Consider the following 21,490-nt stretch of genomic DNA (forward strand, 5'->3'; position numbering starts at 1 on the left):
CGGGCCCCGCCTGTTCGACCTCAGGTGGTGAGGCCGGTGTCTACTTCAGCAGGTCAGCGAACTCCTGTTCCAGGGCCTGCTTCGGCTTCGCGCCGATGGAGGACTGGACATGCTCGCCACCCTTGAAGGCGTAGACGGCGGGGATAGAGGTGATGCCGAACTTCGCGGCGGTGCCGGGATTCTCATCCACGTTGACCTTCACGACCTCGATCTTCTCGGGGTTCTCGGCGGCCAGCTCCTCGAGGATGGGAGTCAGCATGCGGCAGGGGCCGCACCATTCTGCCCAGAAGTCCACCAGGACCGGCTTGTCGGCCTGCAGGACATCCTGCTCGAAGCTTGCATCGGTGACGTTCTTGAGATCTGACATGTAGATCTCCTTTCTTAGGACGGGACGGGGGCAGTGTTGGTCGGTGGGGTCGGGACTTTCGCCGCCTCAGAGTTCAAGGTGTCGGCCAACCAGTGTTCGACGTCGAGAGCTGCGACGCACCCGGAGCCGGCGGCGGTGATCGCCTGGCGATAGGTCGGGTCCAGCACGTCTCCGGCTGCGAAGACTCCTGGGAGTGAGGTCCTCGAGGTGCGGCCTTCGACCCAGGCGGTGCCCTCTTCGGTCAGGGTGATCTGATCCTTGAAGAGCTCGGTGCGCGGGTCATGACCAATCGCGACGAAGAGTCCTGTCACATCCAGGGTGGAGGGCTCGCCGGTGGTGGTGTCACGCAGGATCAGGCGGCTCACCTTGCCTTCGCCCTGAACCTCGGTCACCTCGGTGTTCCAGATGAATTCGATCTTTTCATTGGCCTTGGCCCGGTCGACCATGATCTGGGAGGCGCGCAGCTCCTGACGGCGGTGCAGGACCGTGACCTTGGAGGCGAACTTGGTCAGGAACAGCGCCTCCTCCATCGCCGAGTCGCCGCCGCCGACCACGGCGATGTTCTGTTCCCGGAAGAAGAAGCCGTCACAGGTGGCGCACCAGCTGACCCCGTGTCCGGAGAGGGCCTTCTCGCCAGGGACACCGAGCTCCCGGTAGGCGGAGCCTGTAGCAAGCACCACTGCGCGGGCGTGGAGGACGTCTCCGGCTCCGGTGGTGATCTGCTTGACCGGGCGGTCCAGGACGAGCGCGGTGGCGTCCTCGTGGCGGATGTCGGTCCCGAAGCGTCGGGCCTGCTGTTCCATGTTCATCATGAGGTCAGGCCCCATGATGCCGTCTGGGAAGCCGGGGAAGTTCTCCACGTCGGTGGTGTTCATCAGCTCACCTCCGGCGGTCACCGAGCCGGTGAGCATGATGGGTTTGAGGTTCGCGCGTGCCATGTAGACGGCAGCGGTGTAGCCAGCAGGGCCGGAGCCGATGATGACCACGTCGTGAACCTGGTCAGGGGTCTGTTCAGTCACAATCACATGTCCTTAGCAACGGTCGTGGTGTCTGGAATATTGAACATCATCGATGTACAGCCTATTCCATCACCCGCCAGCCTACTGGAGCGGTGTGTGCGACCCCACTGCGCCCCCACTGCGCCCCCACTGCGGCCCCGAGGGTCAGTCCAGGGAGATCTCGGCCAGTTCAGCGCTGAAGGGCAGGCCGTCCGCATTCGGGGTGGCCTGACTGGGCAGCTCGGTGATGTTGAGGATCACGTAGCCGACCTCGCCCTCCGACTCGACCTCCACGGTGGTCTCGTTCCAGTTCAGGGTGCCGCTGCCGACCTGCTCTGCGCCCTCGAAGCTCGGCGTGTCATTGACCAGGATCTCGAAGGATCCTCCCGAGGAGTCACCCTCCTGGGTGACCGTGACCGCGGACAGCTCGGCGGGCTCCTGGAGTTCCGCCACCAGGCCGACGCCGGAGCTGAAGCCGCCGAAGTCAGCGGTCGCGAAGGACAGCGTGACCCAGGTGGTGGCGGGGTCCCCGTCCAGAAGGTTGGCGAGCTGGCCATCCCGGTCCGAGATCAGGTCTGGGGAGTCGGGCACCACGCGGGTGATGTTCGCGATCTCGGGTTCCACGGACTCGGCCTCGGTCGGGGCGGACTCCTCGGTGCCGGGCTCCTGATCGCCCTCCTCAGTTCCCTCGTCACCGCTCTCCTCGGCGCCGGCGTCCCCTGCGCCCTCCTCCTGGTCCTGCTGGTCGGAGGCGTCCTGCGTCTCGCCGCCGCGCAGGTTCATGAACATCACCACGGCAGCGACCAGCAACACCGCGGCGAGCACCGCGGCGGTGATCCATCGGCCGATGCCAGGCTTCTCATCCTGGAAATCCGTGTCGGCGGGCTCGGCCGCCGTTGTTTCCGCCGCTGCCCCGGAGAGGCCCGCGGCGACAGGACCCTCGGAGCCGGAGTGCCCGGTGCGGGCCGGGCTGGAGCTGTGCAGTTCGGGAGCCGCGGCGGAGCTGGGGGCCTGCAGGGCCGCGTCATCCTCGAGGCGTGGCACCGGCCGGATCAGTCCGGTGAAAGAGACCGCGTCACTGAGTCCTCGTGAGCGCGCGGGACCGGGAAGCGGGGCCAGCGCCGGAGCGGCGGGCGCCAGGGGGAGATCCTCGTCCTCCACGAAGGAGTCTGGCGGGTCATCTACGACCTCATCACCGTCGAGCCGCTCGGCGTCCTGGGCCGGCGCAGGCTGGTCGGGGTATGAGTCCTGTGGCGCGAAGCCTTCCGAGTCACCGGATGCGGCGTCCGCGCCAGCCTCGGTGGGTGCGGAGGAGCGGTCCTCCTCAGGGGCTGTGGGCTCGCGGCCCTCAAAGGACTCGGCGGAAGCGGCAGTGAAGCTCTCCCGGGTGCCGGAGAAGTCCTCGGCGGTGTCGGCTGCGGGGTCCGCGCTGGTGACCTCCATGTCGCTGAGCAGATAGGCCGCGGCGGCCGCACGGCCCTGGTCCGCCTGACCCTGATCCGCCTGGCCCTGGTCCGCCTGACCTGCAGCGACGGCGTGGGCAGCGGCGTCGTTCTCGGTATTCAGCCGGCGGTTCAGCGAGTCGGAGACCTTGTCCAGGAAGGCGGGCCGGCGTCGGCGGAAGCGACGTGCGGGATCCTCGGAGCGGTCCTCGGCGGAGCCGGCGTGGAGTCCGGCGTAGTACTCGTCGTCGTCCTCGTAGGTCTCGGGCTCCATGATCCGGGACTGTCCGAAGAGCTCGGAGCCCAGCGAGTCGGTGAAGAACGGCTCCACGTAGGGCGCGGTGTCAGGCACCACCAGATCCAGCAGGGTGTTGGGATCGACCAGCGAGGAGATCAGGTAGGTCCGCTCCTCGGCGAGGCCCAGATCAAGCACCTGGACGTCGGAGTCGCGGGAGCCCATCGCCAGTTCCCGCGCGGAGGTGGCCACCTGTTTGGCGTTCGAGCGTGAGGCCAGCAGGATGCTCACGTCCCGGTCGAGGACCTCGTCGCTCGCCTGGAAGACGATGTCCTGATCAGCTGACGTCACCACGTGGTGGGTGATGCGGTACCGCCCGCCCACCACATCGCCGACGCCGAAAGGCTGCGCCACAAGTCCTCCTCGGTCCGGGAAACATCCTGGCCACCCAATCGCAGACAGCCAGGTCAGATCAGGTCAAGCCTACCGGGCCAGGCGGGACAGTGCTGGCACGCGCCTCGCCAGCGGTGCGATCGCGGCGGTGAACTCCTTGACCCGCAGCGCGCGCAGCATCAGCACGAAGACCACCGCCATCACCACGCCGACGACGGCGCAGCTGAGCACCGCGGTGAAGATGGAGTCCCAGGCGAAGCCCCAGTCATAGCCGCCGAGCAGCCACAGCGCGGCGGCCCCTGCCAGTCCGGCGACGCCGGCACAGGCACCGGAGCGCAGATAGGCGCTGAGCACCGAGGCGAAGTCGAAGCCGCCCCAGCGCCGGACCACCAGGAGATGAGCGATCAGGTACTGCAGCATGTGCAGCGCGGAGAAGAGCCCGATCACCAGGTAGGGGATCTGCTCATCAGGCACGACCCCGGCAAGACCATAGGCGGTGCTCAGCCCGACTACCGCGATGATCGCGTAGATCAGCATCGGGGTCTTGGCATCCTCGGCGGAGTAGAAGACCCGCATCAGGTAGAAGCTGGCCGAACGGAAGGGCATCCCTAAGGCGAGCAGCACCAGCAGCTGCCCGATCGCCGCGCCGGCGAGGTTGGCGTTCTCCGCGGAGCCGCTGAAGATCCTGCCCAGCGGGCCGGAGAGCACCAGCACCGCCACCATGGCGAACATCACCGGGATGGCGAAGATCCGCAGGCCCTCGTTGATGATCTCCCGGGCTCTGCCATACCGGCCCGTGTCCATGGCCCGGGCCAGCTGGTTGAACAGCACCGTGGCGATGGAGAGCACGAACACCGAATGCGGCAGGATCGCGATCAGCTCCGCGACGTTGGCGGCGTACTCCCCGGGCACCCCGGCGCCGAGCGCGCCCATCTCCTCACGCACCGCGGTGGCCCCCGAGATCAGCCGCATGTAGAGCAGGTTGGCGATGTTGCCGATCAGCATGGTCACCAGGGTCCAGCCGGCGATCCGTCCGGTGGAGGCCAGGCCCATGCCCTTGAGCCCGAACTTCGGGCGCAGCTTCAGGCCGAGGCGGGAGAGCGGCCACAGCAGCAGCAGCGCCTGGGCGATGATGCCCACGGTGTGGCCGGCTGCCAGCCAGATGGTCTGCTGGGTGGTCCATTCGGTGAGCTGGTCATCACTGGCGGCGTATTGGCCGAAGGTGAGGATGAAGCTGATGATCACCCCGATGGCGATCAGGTTGTTCAGCACCGGGGCCCACATGTACCAGCCGAAGCGGGCATTGGCGTTGAGGACCTGCCCGGTGACCGCGTATAGCCCGTAGAAGAAGATCTGCGGCAGGGTCCAGATCGCGAAGGCGGTGCCCAGGGCGAGCATCGGCTCGGTCCAGTTGCGGGTCAGCGTGGAGATGATCGGGTAGGCCGCCAGGGTGAGCAGCACGGTGAACCCCGCCAGCACCGTGATGGTCAGCGTGAGCAGCCGCGAGGTGTAGTCTGCGCCCCGATCGGAGCGCCGCGCGGCCTTGATCAGCTGTGGGACCAGCACCACGTTGAACATGCCGCCGGCGAGCAGCAGGTAGACCACGTTGGGGACGGTGTTGGCCTTCTCGAAGACGTCGCCCACCAGGGTGGTGCCGCCGATCGCCACCGCCAGCAGCGCTGTGCGCACGATGCCGAGCACCCGGGACACCAGGGTGCCGGCGGCCATGATCGCGCTGGCGCGGGCCAGGCCCTTCGCGGGGAGGTGGCTCTGGTCAGTCGAGGCGTCAGGGCTCACGGGACCAGGGGTCGCGGGGCCCGGGGTCGAGGGGCCTGGGGTCGAGGGAGTCGAGGGCGGAGGCGGTGGACCGGTCTCGGTCTGTCCGGGGGAAGCAGCAGTCATCGTCAGTGGACTATAGCCGGATCAGCTGGACTGGACCGACTCATCGATCACCGCACGGGCGAGATTCACGATCCGGCGCTCGTTGGGGAAGGACAGTGTGCGTTCCAGCGCATCCAGGTCCACCCAGGCGACGTCGACGGCCTCATGGTCGGGGTCGTTCTCGATGCTGAGCTCCCCGCCCACAGCCTCCATGAGGTAATGGTGCACGGTCTTATGGATCCGGTGCGAGGGGACGGTGAACCAGTACTCGATGCTGCCGAGCGAGGTCAGGATCGCCCCCTCGATCCCGGTCTCCTCGGCGACCTCGCGCAGCGCGGCCTCCTCGAAGGTCTCGGTGCCCTCCGGGTGGCCCTTGGGCAGGCACCACTCCAGGCGGCCGCCGCGGTTGTACCGGGCGATGATGGCGACCTCGAACCCTGCGGCGGCCGGGCGGATGATCACCCCTCCGGCGCTGACCTCCTCCACCGTCGGGAGGCTGCCCTGCTGCCGCGTGGACTGCCGGGCCGGCATGCGCCGGGCACCCATTGACACCGTCAATGGGGTGCGCCGTTCATCGCCGGTCTCCGGTCTGTTCATACCCGACACTCTAATAGGAGTGCCGCGCGGATCACGGAGTCCGGCGCGGAGCGCAGCGCGCATGCCGGTGCTGGCGCGGATCCGGGGCTCCCCGGGCGCGGCATATGGGACACTGTTTGCGCTATGCCTTACCTTCCCTCTGGTTTCCCCGACGGCGCCTGGCTGCCCGAGGTCGTCGTCGAACTCGGCGAACGCTTCGCCGCCCACGGCTTCGAACTCTCCCTGGTGGGCGGTCCCGTGCGGGACCTCTTTCTGGGCCGGACCTCCCCGGATCTGGACTTCACCACCGCCGCCACCCCGGATCAGATCATCGAGACGGTCTCCGGCTGGGCCGAGGCGCACTGGGACATCGGCCGGGACTTCGGCACCATCGGGATCCGCAAGGGTGCCGACACCATCGAGATCACCACCTACCGGGCGGAGGCCTACGACCCGGGCTCACGCAAGCCCCAGGTCAAATTCGGCACCGACCTGGGCGAGGACCTCGTCCGGCGCGACTTCACGGTCAACGCGATGGCGCTGAAGCTGCCCAGCTTTGAACTGGTGGACCCGCACGGCGGGGTCAAGGACCTGCACCTGCGAGTGCTGCGCACCCCCGCCACTCCCCAGGAGTCCTTCTCCGATGATCCGCTGCGCATGATGCGCGCGGCCCGCTTCGCCTCGCAGCTGCGCTTGGACGTCGCCGAAGAGGTGCGCGCGGCGATGACCGAGATGTCCCAGCGGCTGAGCATCGTCTCGGCGGAGCGGATCCGCGAGGAGCTGGTCAAGCTGATCTGCGGCGCCGACCCGCGCGCCGGGATCGACCTGCTGGTGGACTCCGGCCTGGCCGAGATCATGCTCCCGGAGGTGCCCGCGCTGAAGCTCACCGACGATGAGCACCACCGGCACAAGGACGTCTACCAGCACTCCCTGCAGGTGCTGGAACAGGCCTGCGCCCTGGAGACCGAGGAGGAGGGCCCGGTGCCGGGCCCGGACTTCGTGCTGCGCTTCGCGGCCCTGATGCACGACGTCGGCAAGGCCAAGACCCGCCGCTTCGAACCCGGCGGCGGGGTCAGCTTCCGGCATCACGACGTGGTCGGCGCCAAGCAGACCCGCCGGCGGATGCAGGAGCTGCGCTTCGACAAGGCCACCATCGCCGCGGTGAGCCTGCTCGTGGAGCTGCACATGCGCTTCTACGGCTATGGCGACCAGGGCTGGAGCGACTCGGCGGTGCGCCGCTACGTCACCGACGCCGGTGACCAGCTGCAGCGGCTGCACCGGCTCACCCGCTCGGATGTGACCACCAGGAACAAGAAGAAGGCCGCCCGGCTCGATCACGCCTACGACGACCTCGAAGCCCGGATCGCCGAGCTGGCCGAGCGTGAGCAGCTGGACCGGATCCGGCCGCACCTCGACGGGGAGGCGATCATGGCTGTCCTGGAGATACCCCCCGGCCCCGAGGTCGGCCGGGCGTATAAGTTCCTGCTCGAACACCGCATGGAGCATGGGCCGGTGTCCCGCGAGGACGCGGTGCAGATCCTGAAGGACTGGGCCTCAGCGCAGCTCTGAGCTCGGCACCGGTTGCGTCCGGCCACCAGGCGCGGGATCCGGGTTCGCGCGGCGCACGGGATCCCGCTCCGGGCGCAGGATGTCGAGCACCACCTGGACCATCAGATAGATCGTGGCACCGATATGACCCAGCACCGCGGCGATGTAGAGCGCGGTGTCGAAGGAATGCTGCGGGTCCTGGTCCCCCACGATGCCTGCCAGGTACATCCACACCGCCCAGAAGTGCAGCAGCTGGAACCCCTGCCAGATCAGCGCGTCGCGCCAGCGCGGTGCCGCCAGCGCGATGAGCGGGATCAGCCAGATCATGAACTGCGGCGAATAGACCTTGTTCAGCAGCAGGAATGCCGCCACGATCAGGAACAGCAGCTGCACCATCCGGGGCGGGTGCTTCGCCAGCAGTCCCAGCACCAGCGCCCCCGCGCAGGCCGCGGCGAAGAGGCCCAGCCCGAGGCCCGAGATCAGCTCGGGACTCGGACCGCCGCGGTCCCCGGCGAGCAGCTGCCAGAGGTGCCAGGGCGAGGAGTATCCGGCGCCGCGCTCGGCCGAGAGCTCGAAGAACTGGGACCAGGAGGTGAAGCTCAGCGCCATCGCTGGGATGTTGAGCACCAGCCAGCTGGCCGCCGTGCCGCCGAGCACGCGCAGGAAGACCTGAAGCCCCAGCCGGGTGTCACGGCGCAGCACCAGGACCAGCACCGCACCGAGCATGAACAGCGGGAACAGCTTGAAGGACACCCCGACGCCGATCATCACCCCGGCGCTGACATGGGCACCGCGCTGGAAGGCCAGGATCGCCAGGGCCAGCGCGGTCACGGCCCAGATGTCCCAGTTGATCCCGATGCCGAAGATGATCGCCGGGGAGAGCGCCACGATCGCGGCGTCCCAGGGACGTGCACCGGCGGCCTTCATCACCACCAGCACCAGCACCAGCCACACCAGCGCGGCCGCGGCGAAGCTGAGGTCCCAGTAGAGCAGCGAGGCGCGCTCGGCGGACCAGCCCAGCGCCGCGGTCAGCTCCTGGGTGAGCAGCAACCGGGTCGAGGCCGCCAGCAGCGCCGCGACCAGGCTGGTGAGCACCGGGTACTCGAAGTAGCTCGGACCGATCAGCGGACCCCAGGGCGCCTGGCCGAGTTCACGCTGGGTGAAGAGCGCGCTGATGTCTGAATAACAGCCCGCGTGATAGACCCCGACCCCGCCCCAGCCGTTGATCCGACAATATTGGCTGGTCAGCGCCGAGAGCAGGATTCCCAGCACGGTCAGGCCCAACAACACCCGGCTCGGGTTGCCCCGAGGGCGCAGCCGGGTCCCTGCGGGTCCGCCGAAGCGTTCCGAGAGGTGCCGCAGCAGCGGGTCATCCCGGGTCGGAGCGACCGGGGGTCCGTCCTTCGGGGGCTTGGTCATCGGGTCCACGATAACCTCCGAGGTCGACTCGCTATAGGCTTCTGACTCAGAGACACCAATATGACTGAGATCACCTTCCAGCTCGCGGCGGGACCCCCGCCGCGCTGGGAGACCAAGCTGCAAGACCCCAAGGAGAGCACTTTTGGCAGAACATCCCATCCGAGTCGCCGTGGTCGGCGTCGGAAACTGTGCGGCATCACTGGTCCAGGGCGTGGAATACTACAAGGATGCCCCCGATGATCAGCGGGTTCCAGGGCTGATGCATGTCCGATTCGGGGACTATCACGTGAGCGACGTCCAGTTCGTCGCAGCCTTCGACGTCGACGCGAAGAAGGTCGGCCTGGACCTGGCCGAGGCGATCACCGCCTCGCAGAACAACACCATCAAGATCGCGGATGTCCCGGCCACCGGGGTCACCGTGCAGCGCGGACCCACCCTGGACGGACTCGGGAAGTACTACCGGGAGACCATCGAGGAGTCCGCGGCCGAGCCGGTGGACGTGGTGGCCACGCTGAAGCAGGCCCAGGCCGATGTGCTGGTCTGCTACCTGCCGGTGGGCTCCGAGGAGGCCGCCCGGTTCTACGCGCAGGCCGCGATCGACGCCGGGGTGGCCTTCGTCAACGCGCTGCCGGTGTTCATCGCGGGCACCCCGGAATGGGCGGCCAAGTTCACCGAGGCAGGAGTGCCGATCGTCGGGGACGACATCAAGTCCCAGATCGGGGCGACGATCACGCACCGCGAGCTGGCCCACCTCTTCGAAGACCGCGGTGTCCACCTGGACCGGACGTATCAGCTCAACGTGGGCGGGAACATGGACTTCAAGAACATGCTCGAGCGCGACCGGCTGGAGTCCAAGAAGATCTCCAAGACCCAGGCGGTCACCTCCAACACCTCGGCGCCGCTGGCGGACCGCGATGTCCATATCGGGCCCAGCGACTACATCCAGTGGCTCGACGATCGGAAATGGGCGTTCATCCGGCTGGAGGGCCGCAACTTCGGCGACGCCCCGGTCTCCATCGAGCTCAAGCTCGAGGTCTGGGACTCACCGAACTCCGCCGGGGTGATCATCGACGCGATCCGGGCGGCGAAGATCGGGCTGGACCGCGGCATCGGCGGACCGCTGCTCTCGGCCTCGAGCTACTTCATGAAATCCCCGCCGGAGCAGTTCCACGACGACGTCGCCCACGAGAAGGTCGAGGCCTTCATCCGCGGCGAGGTCGACCGCTGAGCCCACCTGGTGTTGAACCGGGGCGCGGGTGTCAGCTGACGTCCGGCGTCGCTGGTGTTGCGCGCGCGCCCCGGTGCACCCCGGTGAAACGAAGAAGTCGGTCAGCGTGGCCGTGGGTGGTCAGCGGCGTAGGCCGCGAAGATCTGCTCCAGGCCTTCTCCCGAGACGAAGCTCGGGCTCAGCGTGGAGGCGAGCTGGTCCAGCATGGTGCCGAGCTTCGCCGCGCTCATCCGCACCTCCAAAGAAGGGGATCCTTCAGCGGCTCGCTGCAGGGCCAGGGCGTAGGGCAGATGGTGTGAGAAGGAGACTCCGGCCGCATCAACCTGGAAGTAATAGGTCTCGCTGTGCTGGGAGAGATCTACGCAGATGTCCGAGATCCGTTCGGTGAGCCGATCCACCTCGATCTGCGCCGCCCAGGGCTGAAGCTCATGGAGGTTCTCGGCGTAGCCGGTCTCTTGGAGCGCCCTGAGCGTCAGCGCCGCCGATCTGCGCCGGAGCAGCGGCGGATAGACCTGCACGAACCAGGTGAGTGCGCCGGTGAGCAGTGCAAACCCGGTCAGGCCCTGGAGCGGGGTCACCAGTCTCAGCCAAGGATCCACGGCGACCACATCGCCGAAGCCCAGCGTCGCCAACGAGACCAGCGAGATGTAGAGCGCCTCGGCGAAGCTGGCATAGTCACCGGGGTTCACACCGTCGGAGTAGAGGAAACCCTCGGAGACGTGCGGCTGGTAGATCAACGCCCAGCCGATCCCCTGAATCAACACCCACAGCAGCACTATTGCGACCATCGTCCCGGGTCCCAGGGCGAAGCCCAACCGGTGACCGGTGGCCCGGGAGAGCCCCCACACCGCGGAGAAGACCAAGCCGCTGAGCCTGCCTGAACCACGCGGGTGCATCAGCTGGTGAAACATGTCCCAGAGTCCCACCAGGATGATCGAGATTCCGGCGATGGTCAGTACAGTGCCCAAAGAACTCTCCCGACGAAATGGTTTCCTGCGACCCTACCGTCCGTGGCGCAGGCAGGGCCCGGTATTTTGGGGGGATGGAACGACTTCACGCCGTGGACGCGCTGCGCGCGCTGGCCCTGCTGGGCATCTTGTCCGTGAACATCTGGTACTTCGCCTTTCCGGAGAACCTCGCCGGCGGCGGGCGTTCCGCCGGACTGGGCGAGACGGGCTCCGGAGGCGGCGCCGGGGCGTTCGCGGCTGCTGATCAGTGGGTGGCCTTCGCCGCCACGGCGATCTTCGAGGGCAAGTCCTATGTGATCTTCTCCTTCCTCTTCGGTCTGGCCTTCGTGCTGCAGTGGAGCTCCGCGCACCGCGCCGGGGTCAGCGAGGTCTCCCGCTCACAGCGCCGCTTCGCCGGACTGGTGGTCCTGGGGCTGCTGCATGGGATCTTCCTCTTCGTGGGCGACATCCTGCTCGCCTACGCCGTCCTGGGCTTCGCGCTGCTGGGGCTGCGCCGGATCAGCACCCGGGCCGCGCTGCTGCTCGCCGCCGGGCTCTGGACCGTGGTGGCGCTGGCGCTCCTCGGACTGGGCGCACTGACCTGGTGGCTGGAGTCCGCTCCGATGTTGGAGGGCGCGGCGATGACGGAGGGCGCGGGGATGAGCCCGGAGGCGATGGAGAGCTCTGGGCTGATCATGGCCACCGAGGAGGCCCGAGCGGCCTATACCGGGAGCCTCGGCAGCTACCTGGCGTTCCAGCTGGAGGCCTACGCGCTGGTGGCCCCCTCGATGCTGCTGGTGCAGGGGCCCATCGCGTTCGCGGCCTTCCTGCTGGGGCTGGTGATCGGACGAGCCCGGATGATCGAGCAGATCCTCGCCGGAGAGATCGCCACGACGCGGCTGGTCTCGGTCATGCTGCCCGCCCTCGCGGTGGGCGGCGGGCTCAGCGTGACCGCCGCGTGGATGGTCTGGGGCGGCGAACCGGGAGCCGGCGGGCTGGGCGCCGAGACGCTCAGCGCAGGACTGATCTTCCTCGCGGGACCGGTGCAGGCCACCGGTTATGTCCTGGCGGTGCTGCTGATCCTGCGCCACCGCGGGTTCAGCTGGCTGGTGCGCCTCCTGGCCCCTGCCGGACGGATGTCGCTGAGCAACTACCTGGGCCAGTCCCTGGTGCTCGCGCTGATCTTCTCCGCGCTGGGCGCCCCGCTGGGCCTGGGACTGGCCGGGCAGCTGAGCGCGAGCCAGGTGGGCGGCGTCATCGTCGGGCTCTGGCTGGGCCAGCTCGGGATCTCACACCTGTGGCTGCGCTTCTTCGACCGCGGCCCGATGGAGGCGCCGCTGCGCGCCTGGACCTACGCGGCGAAGCCGCTTCACGTGAAACCGACCCAGGATCATCCTTCAGCGTGATGCGCACCGCACCGGTGCGGACCTAGCGTGGAGCCATGATCACAGCCAGCGGCCTGACCAAGAGCTACGGGGAGCGAACCGCGGTGGACGGGATCAGCTTCGCGCTGGAGCCCGGCCGGGTCACCGGCTTCCTGGGTCCCAATGGCGCGGGCAAGTCCACCACGATGCGGCTGGCCATGGGGCTGGACCGGCCCAGCGCCGGGCAGATCACGATCAACGGCAGACCCTACGCCGAACACCGCGCCCCGCTGCGCGAGGTCGGAGCGGTGCTCGACGCCGGGGCGTGCCACCCGGGATGGACCGGGGAGCAGCAGCTGCGCATCCTGGCCGCCACCCACGCCATCCCCAAGGCCCGGGTCCAGGAGGTCATCGAGATGACCGGACTCAGCTCCGTGGCCACCCGACGGATCAAGAGCTACTCCCTGGGGATGACGCAGCGACTCGGGATCGCCGCCGCGATGCTGGGAGACCCCGGGGTGTTGATCTTCGACGAGCCCATCAACGGACTGGACCCGGAGGGCGTGCGCTGGGTCCGCCAGCTGGTCCGCCGACTCGCCGCCCAGGGACGGACCGTGTTCATCTCCTCGCACCTGATGTCGGAGATGGCGCAGACCGCCGATCACCTGATCGTGCTCGGACAGGGGCGAATCATCGCCGATCAGCCGCTGGGCGATTTCATCGACCCCGCGGGAGAGACCCGGGTGCTGGTGCGCACCGAGGACGCGCAGGCGCTCATGGCCGCGCTCGCCGGAGCCCAGATCACCCTGGTCTGCCAGGACGCCGAGACCTTCGAGGCGCGCGGCATCGATGCCCGCAGCATCGGCCGCCGGGCCCTGGAGATCGGTGCGGTCGTCCATGAGCTGACTCCGCTGCACTCCTCCCTGGAGGAGTCCTATCTCAGGCTGACCGGGAACTATGTCGAACACCGCTCCGGAGGACTCGTATGAACGCCAATACCTCCCGCGCCCCGGGAAGCGCCCACCCCGACGCTGGGAGCACCGCGTCGGCGGCGAGCCCGACCTCGGCTGCGAGCACGGGGTCGGCGCTGGGCGCCGCCGAGGTCAGCTTCGCCCGTGCGCTGCGTGCGGAGTGGCTGAAGCTGACCAGCCTTCGGCTGAACTGGTGGCTGAGCCTGGCCGCACTCGCGGTGATGGTCCTCACGCTGACCGCCACCGTGTTCAGCACCCGCTACCTGCTCGCCGACACCTCGCTGCAGGACACCGAGGCGCAGCTCACCGGGCTGGGACTGTTCGAGAACGCCTTCGCGAGCTTCACCCTGATCACGCTGCTGATGGGGGCGCTCGCGGCGGTCGCGATCACCACCGAGCACAGCTCCGGCTCGATCCGGTCCTCGCTGGCCGCGGTGCCGAACCGCAGCATATTCTTCGCCGCGAAGCTGCTGGCGGTCTGCGGCTTCATCGCCGCGCTCACCGCGGCGCTGATGCTGCTCTGCTTCCTGGTCCTGCTGCCGCTGGCGGGGTTCTACGACGTGATGCCCCCGCTGTGGGAGCCCGAGCTCTGGTGGATGACGCTGAGCAGTGCGGCGGTGGTGATCATCACCGCCGCGCTCGGCTTCGGACTCGGCGCGCTGCTGCGCAGCACCGCCGGGGCGGTGGTCACCTACTGCCTGCTGCTCTTCAGCGGACCGATCGCGCTGGGCCTGCTGCAGGCGCTCACCGACTTCGCTCCGTGGGTCGAGGAGCTGGCGCGCTTCGAGATCTTCGCGCTTCAGCGCCAGTTCACCGCCGGCAGCGCCTCGCTGGCCACAGACCTGCCGGTGCCGCTGGCCGGCGCACTGCTGTTGGCCTGGGCCGGGCTCGTGCTGATCCCGGGATGGCTGCTGTTCACGCGACGCGATGCCTGACCCCGGTGCCGCGCCGCTGGGTAGAGTCGATGCCGTGATCACCCAGGCGCCCTCCGAATCCCCCACGGGGCAGGTCTTCCCCCCTGGCTTCGAGGATCTCGCGATCGTGCGTCGGCGCGGCCTGCGCGGCTGGTTCCGCAGGCATCCGAGGTCGATGGACGCGGTGGTCATCGGGGTCTATGTGCTGCTGGCCCTGTGGGTCTACCCGTACGCCTTCTACGACCTGGGCCGCGGCGCGCTGTGGCTGCTGCTCGGCTACGGCGTGATCATCGCGGCGCTGTGCTTCCGACGCTCGCATCCGCTGAGCGTGCTCGCCCTGGTGGCCCTGGCCGAGGCGGCGCTGCTGGCGTTCTACCCCTGGCAGGGCGTGCAGATGTGGGGACTCTGCTTCGCCGCCTACTCCGTGGCGCGGCAGCGCGGGCTGCTGGTCGGGCTGATCACCGGGCTCCCGGCCACGGTGCTGGGCTACCTGACCTTCCTGCGCATGGACACCTGGATCTCCCGGAACGGCCCCAGCTGGTGGATGGAGAACTACTACGATCCGATGGGACTCAACGAGGTCGAGTCGCTGAGCATCCTGGCGGTGACGATGTTCTTCAGCGTCGGGATCTCGGCCGGCATCGGCGCCGCGGTGCGCCGCGGACACAGCCACGAGCAGGAGGTCCTGGAGTGGGCCCGGCGCAGCCAGCAGCTGGCCCAGGTCGCCGAGCGCAACCGGATCGCTCGAGAGATGCATGACGTGATCGCCCATTCGCTCTCGGTGATGATCTCGCTGGCCGACGGCGCCCGGATCGTGGCGCGCAAGGATCCGCACCGCGCCGGTGAGGTCCTCGAAGAGCTCTCCGGCACCGGCCGCACCGCGCTGGGAGACATGCGTCGCGTGATCGGGGTGCTGCGCGAGGGCCAGGACGTCGGCGCCGCCCGCCGCCCGATCGGGGAATCCCTCGAAGACCTCTATGAGAACTTCCGCCAAGCGGGCCTGCCGCTGACCGTGAGCCTCACCGGGCCCTCGCTGCCCGAGGACGCCGGCTTCGGTCTCACGGTGCACCGGATCATCCAGGAATCACTGACCAACGTGCTGCGCTACGGGCGCCTGGTCACCGAGGTGACGGTGCACATCGAACACCGCGCCGGTCCGGGCCTGGAGGAGTCGCGACGGCTGCGCTCCGAAGGCCTCAGCGCGGCGGACCAGGCCGCGCTGGGAATGCCGGCCACCGGTCAGGTGGTGCTCACGATCACCGACGACGGCGTGCACCCGGCCCATGGTGAGCGCCGTGAATCGGTGGGCAGCGGCCAGGGGATCCATGGCATGGAGGAGCGCGCCGGCTTCTACAACGGTTCGGTCTACGCAGGCCCGGCACCGCGCCGGGGCTGGATGGTGCGCGCGGTGCTGGAACCGCCGCAGAAGGGATGACCCGGTGAACAACCACCACCACGACGACGCGGCACACCCCGCACACCTCGGGGCCGCTGCGCCCAGGGAGGAGCCGCGCACCGACCCGTTGAAGGTGATGCTGGTCGATGATCAGCACCTGCTCCGGATGGGCTTCCGGCTGATCCTCGAGGGCGAGGAGGACCTGGAGGTCGTGGCCGAGGCCGCAGACGGGATCGAGGCGCTGCAGACGCTCAACGCGCTCCCCCCTGGCCAGCGCCCGGACGTGGTGCTGATGGACGTGCGGATGCCCCGGATGGACGGCATCGAGGCCACCACGAAGGTGGTCGCGCAGTTCCCGCAGACCCGCGTGATCATCCTGACCACCTTCGACCTGGACGAATACGCCTTCTCCGGACTTCAAGCCGGCGCGAGCGCCTTCCTGCTCAAGGACGTCACCCCGGAGGACCTGGTCCACGCGGTGCGCGTGGTGGCAGAGGGCGACGCCGTGGTGGCCCCGCGGATCACCCAGCGGCTGCTGGAGGTCTACCTGCGCGGTGGCGCGCGGATCGCACCCTCGGCGGCGCAGGGCTCCGGCGGCGGGGCAGCTCACGGCGCGGCCGGCGGCGCTCGCGGAGCAGCGGCTGGCGCAGCGGCCGGCACGGGGCGGCCGCTGCCCGATGGTCGGGAGATCGCCGAGGCGATGGACGACGGAGTTCCGCGCGAACCCCTGACCCAGCGCGAGACCGAGATGCTCTTCGCCGTGGCCGAGGGTCTCTCCAACGCGGAGATCGCCGCGAAGTTCTTCCTCTCCGAGGCCACGGTGAAGACCCATGTGCGTCGGATCCTGACCAAGCTGCAGCTGCGGGACCGGGTGCAGGCCGTGGTCTACGTGTTCCAGACCGGGCTCCTCGGTCCGCTCTAGGGGTGCCCGGCGGGTCAGGTCTCGGACCGGCTGCGGATCCGATCTGCGGCCTGGGACTGCTCCTCGCGGTAGGTGTCGTGGTCGCGCAGCGCATTGCGCACCGCGGCGCGGATCGTGGCGTGCAGCACGAACATCACGATGAGCAGCAGCGCCACGAAGAGCAGGAGATTGATGAGAAGGCCAGCCCATATCGATGACATGCGGCCACGCTAGCAGCGGGCCCCACAGGAATCGAGACCTCTGATTAGGATGGCGAGCATGACATCCGAAGAGCTGATCCAAGACCTCGCAGACTATGTGACCGCCTCGCCCTCCTCCTTCCATGCGGCGACCGTGGCGGCGCAGCGGCTGGTCAGCGCCGGATTCACCCAGCTGGGCGAGCATCAGGACTGGCCCGCCGAGCCCGGACGCTACGTCGTGGTCCGCGATGGAGCCGTGTTGGCCTGGGTGGTGCCGGCCGGGGCCTCCCCGGTGACCCCGCTGCGCATTCTCGGGGCACATACCGATTCCCCCGGGTTCAAGCTCAAGCCCAAGTCCACGATGATCAGCCAGGGCTGGCTGCAGGCCGGCGTCGAGGTCTACGGGGGACCGCTGCTGAACTCCTGGCTGGATCGGGAGCTGCGCCTGGCCGGACGCCTGGTCACCCGCGACGGAGCCACTCACCTGGCCTCCACCGGGCCCGTGGCTCGCATCCCGCAGCTGGCCATCCATCTGGACCGCCAGGTCAACGAGGGCCTCAAGCTGGGCAAGCAGGCGCACACCGCCCCGATCCTGGGACTCGCCTGCTCCGCGGAGCAGGCGGCTGCCGCCGACGTGCTGGGCCTGCTGGCCGCCTCCGCCGGGGTGGACCCCGCCCAGGTCGACGGCTATGACGTGGTCCTCGCCGACGCCCAGGCCCCGGCGACCTTCGGTGCGGCGCAGGAGTTCCTCGCCTCGAGCCGGCTCGACAACCTCTCCTCGGTCCACGCCGGGCTCAGTGCCCTGATCGGCACCGCGGAGGCGGCCGAGGCCGGCACGGTGATTCCGATGCTGGCCGCCTTCGACCACGAGGAGCTGGGCTCGGCCTCACGCTCCGGCGCCGCCGGGCCCTTCCTGGAAGAGGTCCTCGGCCGGATCTATGAAGGCCTCGGCCGAGCCGCAGGTCAGCCCGATGCCACCACCACCCAGCGGGCTCAGGCGCTGGCGGCCTCCTGGCACCTCTCCAGCGATGCCGGGCACGCGGTCCACCCGAACTACTCCGAACGCCATGACCCGGCGAACCGACCGCTGCCCAACGGCGGTCCGCTGCTGAAGATCAACGCCAACCAGCGCTACACGACCGACGCCCCGGGGGCGGCGATGTGGGCTCAGGTCTGCCGCACCGCCGGAGTGCCCACCCAGGAGTTCGTCTCCAACAACGACCTCCCCTGCGGCTCCACCATCGGGCCGATCACCGCCACCCGGCTGGGCATCCGCACGGTCGACGTCGGGATCGCGCTGCTCTCGATGCATTCGGCCCGGGAGATGTGCGGGGTCCAGGACATCGCCCATCTCCGGGACGCCGTGGCGAGCTTCTTCACCACCTCGCTCAACAGCTGAGCGGGCGCGTTCGTCGCCCGGGCGCAAAGCCGGTACGATGGTGCAGGTTGTCTGACCTTGATTCTTCCTGCCCTCATGCCGAGGGCGGAGGAACAGGCCCAGATGCAGATGCAGATAGACCCTCCTGTTACGGAAATCCCGTGACCGCAAGGCCAAAGGAGGTGGGTTAACACAATGCGTCACTATGAACTGATGGTGCTCGTCGACCCCGAGGTTGACGAGCGCACCGTGGAACCGACTCTCGGCAAGTACATGGAGGTCGTCAAGAAGGACGGCGGCACCGTGGACAACGTCGATGTCTGGGGCCGTCGCCGCCTGGCTTACGAGATCCAGAAGAAGACGGAAGCGGTCTACGCCGTCGTCAACTTCCACTCGACTCCTGACGCCGCCGCCGAGCTCGACCGACTGCTGCGCCTGAACGAGACGATCATGCGCACCAAGATCACCCGCCCCGAGGAACAGAAGATCGATTAATCCTCCAGGTGGTCCATCCACCTGTCAGGGCGAACCAGCAACCAAGGAGCATTTCCATGGCCGGCGAGACCATCATCACCGTTGTAGGCAACCTGACGGCAGATCCAGAGCTCCGCTTCACCCCCTCGGGTGCCGCGGTCTCCAACTTCGCCATCGCGTCTACGCCGCGGTTCTTCGACCGTCAAGCAAACGAATGGAAGGACGGAGAGACTCTCTTCGTGCGTTGTTCGCTGTGGCGTGAAGCCGCAGAGAACGCCGCCGAGTCCCTCACCAAGGGCACCCGCGTGATCGCGCAGGGTCGCCTGAAGGCTCGGTCGTTCCAGACCAAGGAGGGGGAGAACCGCACCTCCTGGGAGCTCGACGTCGATGAGATCGGTCCCTCGCTGCGCTTCGCCACGGCCAGCGTCCAGCGCTCGAGCGGCGGCCAAGGCGGCCGTCCGAGCGGCGGAGGCGGGTTCGGCGGCGGCAACGCCGGCGGCGCGGCCTCCGGCGGCGGCTTCGGCGGAGGAAACTCCGGCGGAGGCGGCTCCTCCTCCGGCGGCGGGTGGAACAACGATTCCGCACCGCAGGATCCGTGGGGCGGCCAGCCCTCCGGCGGCGGAAGCTGGGGCACCCCTGACAACAACGAGCCACCGTTCTGAGCCTGAGCAGCGCCACGCGCTCCTCGAGCCCGCGAACAGCGGCTTGAACACACACACTATCCACCATCCCGCATCCCACAGGTGCGGGCTCCGAGAATGAGAAGGAGCACCACGATGGCAAAGGCTGAACTCAAGAAGCCAAAGCCCAAGGCGAACCCGCTGAAGGCTGCTGACATCACGGTCATCGACTACAAGGACACCGCTCTGCTGCGGAAGTTCATTTCCGACCGAGGCAAGATCCGCGCACGTCGGGTGACCGGCGTGACTGTCCAGGAGCAGCGAAAGATCGCCCAGGCGATCAAGAACGCTCGCGAAGTCGCACTGTTGCCGTACGCCGGCGCAGGCCGCGGCTGATCCAGGACTGACTGGGAAGGAAAGGAACAACCCATGGCAAAGCTCATCCTGACTCAGGAAGTGACCGGTCTCGGCGCCTCCGGAGATGTGGTCGACGTCAGAAGCGGCTACGCACGCAACTACCTGTTGCCGCGTGGCTTCGCACTGGCCTGGACCAAGGGCGGCGAAAAGGATGTGGAGCGCCTGCGCTCCGCTCGCAAGGCTCGCGAGATCGCAACGGTCGAGGAAGCACAGGCAGTGGCCACCAAGCTGCAGTCTGCCCCCGTGAAGATCACCGTGAAGACCGGCGACTCCGGTCGCCTGTTCGGAACCGTCGGTTCCGCACAGATCGCCGATGCGGTCGAGGCCTCCGGCCTGGGCTCCATCGACAAGCGCACCGTCGAGATCCCCGCACGCATCAAGGCAGTCGGCAGCTACAAGGCCACCGTCCGCCTGCATGCTGATGTCTCTGCGACCCTCGACCTGCAGGTCGTCGGCTCGAAGTAGGCAGCACGCAGCATCCCAGCCGGACCCGGCTGAAACATGAGAGAGCCTCGGACTCCTGCGGGAGGCCGGGGCTTTCTCATGCCCTGACGGGAGCCCCGGCCGACGCGCGAGCAGGGGCGTCTGAGGGGAATGATCGCGGGGCGGCGCGGGTTATGCTGGGCGTGCTTCAAATTTGAACCAGTGGCCGGAATGGACCGGGCCACCCGTGACGGCGCAGGGAGCAGCTATGCAGTTCGGCATATTCAGCATCGGCGACATGACACCGGATCCGAGAACCGGACGGGTGCCCACCGGGCACGAGCGGATCCAGTCGATGGTGGCGATCGCGAAACGGGCCGAAGAGGTCGGGCTCGACGTCTTCGCGGTCGGTCAGCATCACAACCCGCCCTTCGTGGCTCCGGCCAACCCGCCGATCCTCATGGCCTACCTGGCGGCGCAGACCAGTCGGATCCAGCTCTCTACGGCGACCACGCTGATCACCACCACCGACCCGGTGCGGATCGCGGAGGACTACGCCTTCGCGCAGCACCTGGCCCAGGGGCGCGTGGATCTCACCCTGGGTCGGGGGAACACCGGACCGGTCTACCCCTGGTTCGGGAAGGACATCCGCACCGGCATTCCGCTGGCGCTGGAGAACTACGCGCTGCTGCACCGGCTCTGGCGCGAGACTGAGGTCGACTTCTCCGGGCGCTTCCGCACCCCGCTGCAGGGATTCACCTCCACGCCGCGTCCGCTTGATGACGTCCCACCCTTCGTCTGGCATGGTTCGATCCGTTCACCGGAGATCGCCGAACAGGCCGCCTACTACGGCGACGGGTTCTTCCACAACAACATCTTCTGGAACAAGGAACACACGGGCCGGATGATCGAGCTCTACCGGTCTCGCTACGCGCACTACGGCCATGGGCCGGCCGAGCAGGCCATCGTGGGCCTGGGCGGCCAGGTGTTCATGCGCAGGGACTCGCAGGACGCCATCCGGGAGTTCCGGCCCTACTTCGACCGGGCGCCGGTCTACGGCAACGGACCCTCACTCGAGGACTTCAGTGCGCAGACCCCGTTGACCGTGGGCACACCCGATCAGGTCATCGAGCGGACGCTGAGCTTCCGAGACTACGCCGGGGACTATCAGCGTCAGCTCTTCCTGATCGACCACGCGGGACTGCCGCTGAAGACGGTGCTGGAGCAGATCGACCTGCTCGGGGAGGAGGTCGTGCCGGTGCTGCGACGAGAGGTGGCCGCACGCGCCCCGCAGAGCACCCCTGAGGCGCCCACGCACCAGGTCCTGGCCCGTCGCCGCGCCGAGGGTCGCGACCCGGTCCCAGGAGGCGGCACAGCGGCGGCCGCCTGAGCCTGCCC

General features: G+C 68.3%; 21 protein-coding genes. 13 read left to right on the forward strand and 8 right to left on the reverse strand.

What is annotated here, in order from left to right; translation table 11 throughout:
- Positions 1–40 precede the first annotated feature (40 nt).
- The 5 genes from trxA to I2487_RS13220 all read right to left on the reverse strand — a co-directional run bounded on the left by trxA (position 41) and on the right by I2487_RS13220 (position 5,913).
- Positions 41–367, reverse strand: coding sequence for a thioredoxin (trxA, locus tag I2487_RS13200; protein WP_036475735.1), 327 nt, complete (start codon positions 365–367; stop codon positions 41–43).
- 14 nt (positions 368–381) lie between these two features.
- Positions 382–1,386: a thioredoxin-disulfide reductase gene (trxB, locus tag I2487_RS13205; protein ID WP_207170228.1), complete on the reverse strand. Its 1,005-nt coding sequence runs from the start codon at positions 1,384–1,386 to the stop codon at positions 382–384.
- Positions 1,387–1,530: 144 nt separating this feature from the next.
- On the reverse strand, positions 1,531–3,456 hold the full coding sequence (locus tag I2487_RS13210) for a hypothetical protein (protein ID WP_207170227.1): 1,926 nt from the start codon (positions 3,454–3,456) through the stop codon (positions 1,531–1,533).
- 69 nt (positions 3,457–3,525) lie between these two features.
- Positions 3,526–5,232, reverse strand: a complete 1,707-nt coding sequence (gene murJ / locus I2487_RS13215) for a murein biosynthesis integral membrane protein MurJ (RefSeq protein WP_345941437.1) — start codon at positions 5,230–5,232, stop codon at positions 3,526–3,528.
- Positions 5,233–5,358: 126 nt separating this feature from the next.
- A complete protein-coding gene (locus tag I2487_RS13220; RefSeq protein ID WP_518523729.1) occupies positions 5,359–5,913 on the reverse strand; it encodes an NUDIX hydrolase in 555 nt (184 codons plus the stop codon).
- Positions 5,914–6,036: 123 nt separating this feature from the next.
- Here I2487_RS13220 and I2487_RS13225 point away from each other — a divergent pair, with 123 nt between their 5' ends.
- Entirely contained in the window at positions 6,037–7,461 is a 1,425-nt protein-coding gene (locus I2487_RS13225; protein ID WP_207170226.1) for a CCA tRNA nucleotidyltransferase, read from the forward strand.
- Here I2487_RS13225 and I2487_RS13230 read toward each other — a convergent pair.
- Positions 7,447–8,859, reverse strand: coding sequence for a glycosyltransferase family 87 protein (locus I2487_RS13230; RefSeq protein ID WP_207170225.1), 1,413 nt, complete (start codon positions 8,857–8,859; stop codon positions 7,447–7,449). The two genes, I2487_RS13225 and I2487_RS13230, sit on opposite strands and share 15 nt — an antisense overlap.
- Positions 8,860–9,001: 142 nt before the next feature.
- Between I2487_RS13230 and I2487_RS13235 the strand changes: the two genes are divergently transcribed.
- Positions 9,002–10,087 (forward strand): inositol-3-phosphate synthase, encoded by a 1,086-nt coding sequence (locus I2487_RS13235; RefSeq protein WP_207170224.1) that lies wholly within the window; start codon positions 9,002–9,004, stop codon positions 10,085–10,087.
- 101 nt (positions 10,088–10,188) lie between these two features.
- On the opposite strand, the gene I2487_RS13240 is transcribed toward I2487_RS13235, so the two are convergent.
- A complete protein-coding gene (locus I2487_RS13240) occupies positions 10,189–11,055 on the reverse strand; it encodes a potassium channel family protein (RefSeq protein ID WP_207170223.1) in 867 nt (288 codons plus the stop codon).
- Positions 11,056–11,129: 74 nt separating this feature from the next.
- Between I2487_RS13240 and I2487_RS13245 the strand changes: the two genes are divergently transcribed.
- The 5 genes from I2487_RS13245 (at position 11,130) to I2487_RS13265 (ending at position 16,601) form a co-directional block, all read left to right on the forward strand.
- Positions 11,130–12,440 carry a DUF418 domain-containing protein gene (locus I2487_RS13245; RefSeq protein WP_207170222.1) on the forward strand — a complete coding sequence of 437 codons (1,311 nt, stop codon included), beginning with the start codon at positions 11,130–11,132 and terminating at the stop codon, positions 12,438–12,440.
- A 35-nt stretch (positions 12,441–12,475) separates the two neighbouring features.
- Positions 12,476–13,387 (forward strand): ABC transporter ATP-binding protein, encoded by a 912-nt coding sequence (locus I2487_RS13250; RefSeq protein WP_207170221.1) that lies wholly within the window; start codon positions 12,476–12,478, stop codon positions 13,385–13,387.
- A complete protein-coding gene (locus tag I2487_RS13255) occupies positions 13,384–14,304 on the forward strand; it encodes a DUF2705 family protein (RefSeq protein ID WP_207170220.1) in 921 nt (306 codons plus the stop codon). The genes I2487_RS13250 and I2487_RS13255 overlap by 4 nt, the downstream gene beginning before the upstream one ends.
- Positions 14,297–15,718 (forward strand): sensor histidine kinase, encoded by a 1,422-nt coding sequence (locus tag I2487_RS13260; protein ID WP_255546393.1) that lies wholly within the window; start codon positions 14,297–14,299, stop codon positions 15,716–15,718. The genes I2487_RS13255 and I2487_RS13260 overlap by 8 nt, the downstream gene beginning before the upstream one ends.
- A 97-nt stretch (positions 15,719–15,815) precedes the next feature.
- Entirely contained in the window at positions 15,816–16,601 is a 786-nt protein-coding gene (locus tag I2487_RS13265; protein WP_207173065.1) for a response regulator transcription factor, read from the forward strand.
- Positions 16,602–16,615: 14 nt separating this feature from the next.
- On the opposite strand, the gene I2487_RS13270 is transcribed toward I2487_RS13265, so the two are convergent.
- Positions 16,616–16,801, reverse strand: coding sequence for a hypothetical protein (locus I2487_RS13270; RefSeq protein ID WP_207170217.1), 186 nt, complete (start codon positions 16,799–16,801; stop codon positions 16,616–16,618).
- Positions 16,802–16,859: 58 nt separating this feature from the next.
- Between I2487_RS13270 and I2487_RS13275 the strand changes: the two genes are divergently transcribed.
- The 6 genes from I2487_RS13275 to I2487_RS13300 all read left to right on the forward strand — a co-directional run bounded on the left by I2487_RS13275 (position 16,860) and on the right by I2487_RS13300 (position 21,482).
- Positions 16,860–18,179 carry a M18 family aminopeptidase gene (locus I2487_RS13275; protein ID WP_207170216.1) on the forward strand — a complete coding sequence of 440 codons (1,320 nt, stop codon included), beginning with the start codon at positions 16,860–16,862 and terminating at the stop codon, positions 18,177–18,179.
- A gap of 174 nt (positions 18,180–18,353) precedes the next feature.
- Positions 18,354–18,653 carry a 30S ribosomal protein S6 gene (gene rpsF / locus I2487_RS13280; RefSeq protein WP_036475747.1) on the forward strand — a complete coding sequence of 100 codons (300 nt, stop codon included), beginning with the start codon at positions 18,354–18,356 and terminating at the stop codon, positions 18,651–18,653.
- Between the two features lie 56 nt (positions 18,654–18,709).
- Positions 18,710–19,294 (forward strand): single-stranded DNA-binding protein, encoded by a 585-nt coding sequence (locus I2487_RS13285; RefSeq protein ID WP_207170215.1) that lies wholly within the window; start codon positions 18,710–18,712, stop codon positions 19,292–19,294.
- 114 nt (positions 19,295–19,408) lie between these two features.
- Positions 19,409–19,648 (forward strand): 30S ribosomal protein S18, encoded by a 240-nt coding sequence (rpsR, locus tag I2487_RS13290; RefSeq protein WP_036475751.1) that lies wholly within the window; start codon positions 19,409–19,411, stop codon positions 19,646–19,648.
- 33 nt (positions 19,649–19,681) lie between these two features.
- Entirely contained in the window at positions 19,682–20,134 is a 453-nt protein-coding gene (gene rplI, locus I2487_RS13295; protein WP_036475753.1) for a 50S ribosomal protein L9, read from the forward strand.
- A gap of 226 nt (positions 20,135–20,360) precedes the next feature.
- The gene (locus I2487_RS13300) at positions 20,361–21,482 is read left to right on the forward strand and encodes an LLM class flavin-dependent oxidoreductase (RefSeq protein WP_207170214.1); all 1,122 of its coding nucleotides are present in this window, start codon (positions 20,361–20,363) and stop codon (positions 21,480–21,482) included.
- Positions 21,483–21,490: the final 8 nt, after the last annotated feature.

Origin of the sequence: Nesterenkonia sp. E16_10 (genome assembly GCF_017347085.1) — a bacterium.
Taxonomy (GTDB): domain Bacteria; phylum Actinomycetota; class Actinomycetes; order Actinomycetales; family Micrococcaceae; genus Nesterenkonia.

Coding starts and splice junctions, on each gene's coding strand:
- I2487_RS13275 (WP_207170216.1), top strand. CDS start 16,860: ATGACATCCGAAGAGCTGATCCAAGACCTCGCAGACTATGTGACCGCC.
- I2487_RS13255 (WP_207170220.1), top strand. CDS start 13,384: ATGAACGCCAATACCTCCCGCGCCCCGGGAAGCGCCCACCCCGACGCT.
- rplI (WP_036475753.1), top strand. CDS start 19,682: ATGGCAAAGCTCATCCTGACTCAGGAAGTGACCGGTCTCGGCGCCTCC.
- I2487_RS13245 (WP_207170222.1), top strand. CDS start 11,130: ATGGAACGACTTCACGCCGTGGACGCGCTGCGCGCGCTGGCCCTGCTG.
- I2487_RS13260 (WP_255546393.1), top strand. CDS start 14,297: ATGCCTGACCCCGGTGCCGCGCCGCTGGGTAGAGTCGATGCCGTGATC.
- rpsR (WP_036475751.1), top strand. CDS start 19,409: ATGGCAAAGGCTGAACTCAAGAAGCCAAAGCCCAAGGCGAACCCGCTG.
- trxA (WP_036475735.1), bottom strand. CDS start 367: ATGTCAGATCTCAAGAACGTCACCGATGCAAGCTTCGAGCAGGATGTC.
- I2487_RS13250 (WP_207170221.1), top strand. CDS start 12,476: ATGATCACAGCCAGCGGCCTGACCAAGAGCTACGGGGAGCGAACCGCG.
- I2487_RS13225 (WP_207170226.1), top strand. CDS start 6,037: ATGCCTTACCTTCCCTCTGGTTTCCCCGACGGCGCCTGGCTGCCCGAG.
- I2487_RS13220 (WP_518523729.1), bottom strand. CDS start 5,913: ATGAACAGACCGGAGACCGGCGATGAACGGCGCACCCCATTGACGGTG.
- I2487_RS13300 (WP_207170214.1), top strand. CDS start 20,361: ATGCAGTTCGGCATATTCAGCATCGGCGACATGACACCGGATCCGAGA.
- I2487_RS13270 (WP_207170217.1), bottom strand. CDS start 16,801: ATGTCATCGATATGGGCTGGCCTTCTCATCAATCTCCTGCTCTTCGTG.
- rpsF (WP_036475747.1), top strand. CDS start 18,354: ATGCGTCACTATGAACTGATGGTGCTCGTCGACCCCGAGGTTGACGAG.
- I2487_RS13265 (WP_207173065.1), top strand. CDS start 15,816: ATGCTGGTCGATGATCAGCACCTGCTCCGGATGGGCTTCCGGCTGATC.
- I2487_RS13285 (WP_207170215.1), top strand. CDS start 18,710: ATGGCCGGCGAGACCATCATCACCGTTGTAGGCAACCTGACGGCAGAT.
- I2487_RS13230 (WP_207170225.1), bottom strand. CDS start 8,859: ATGACCAAGCCCCCGAAGGACGGACCCCCGGTCGCTCCGACCCGGGAT.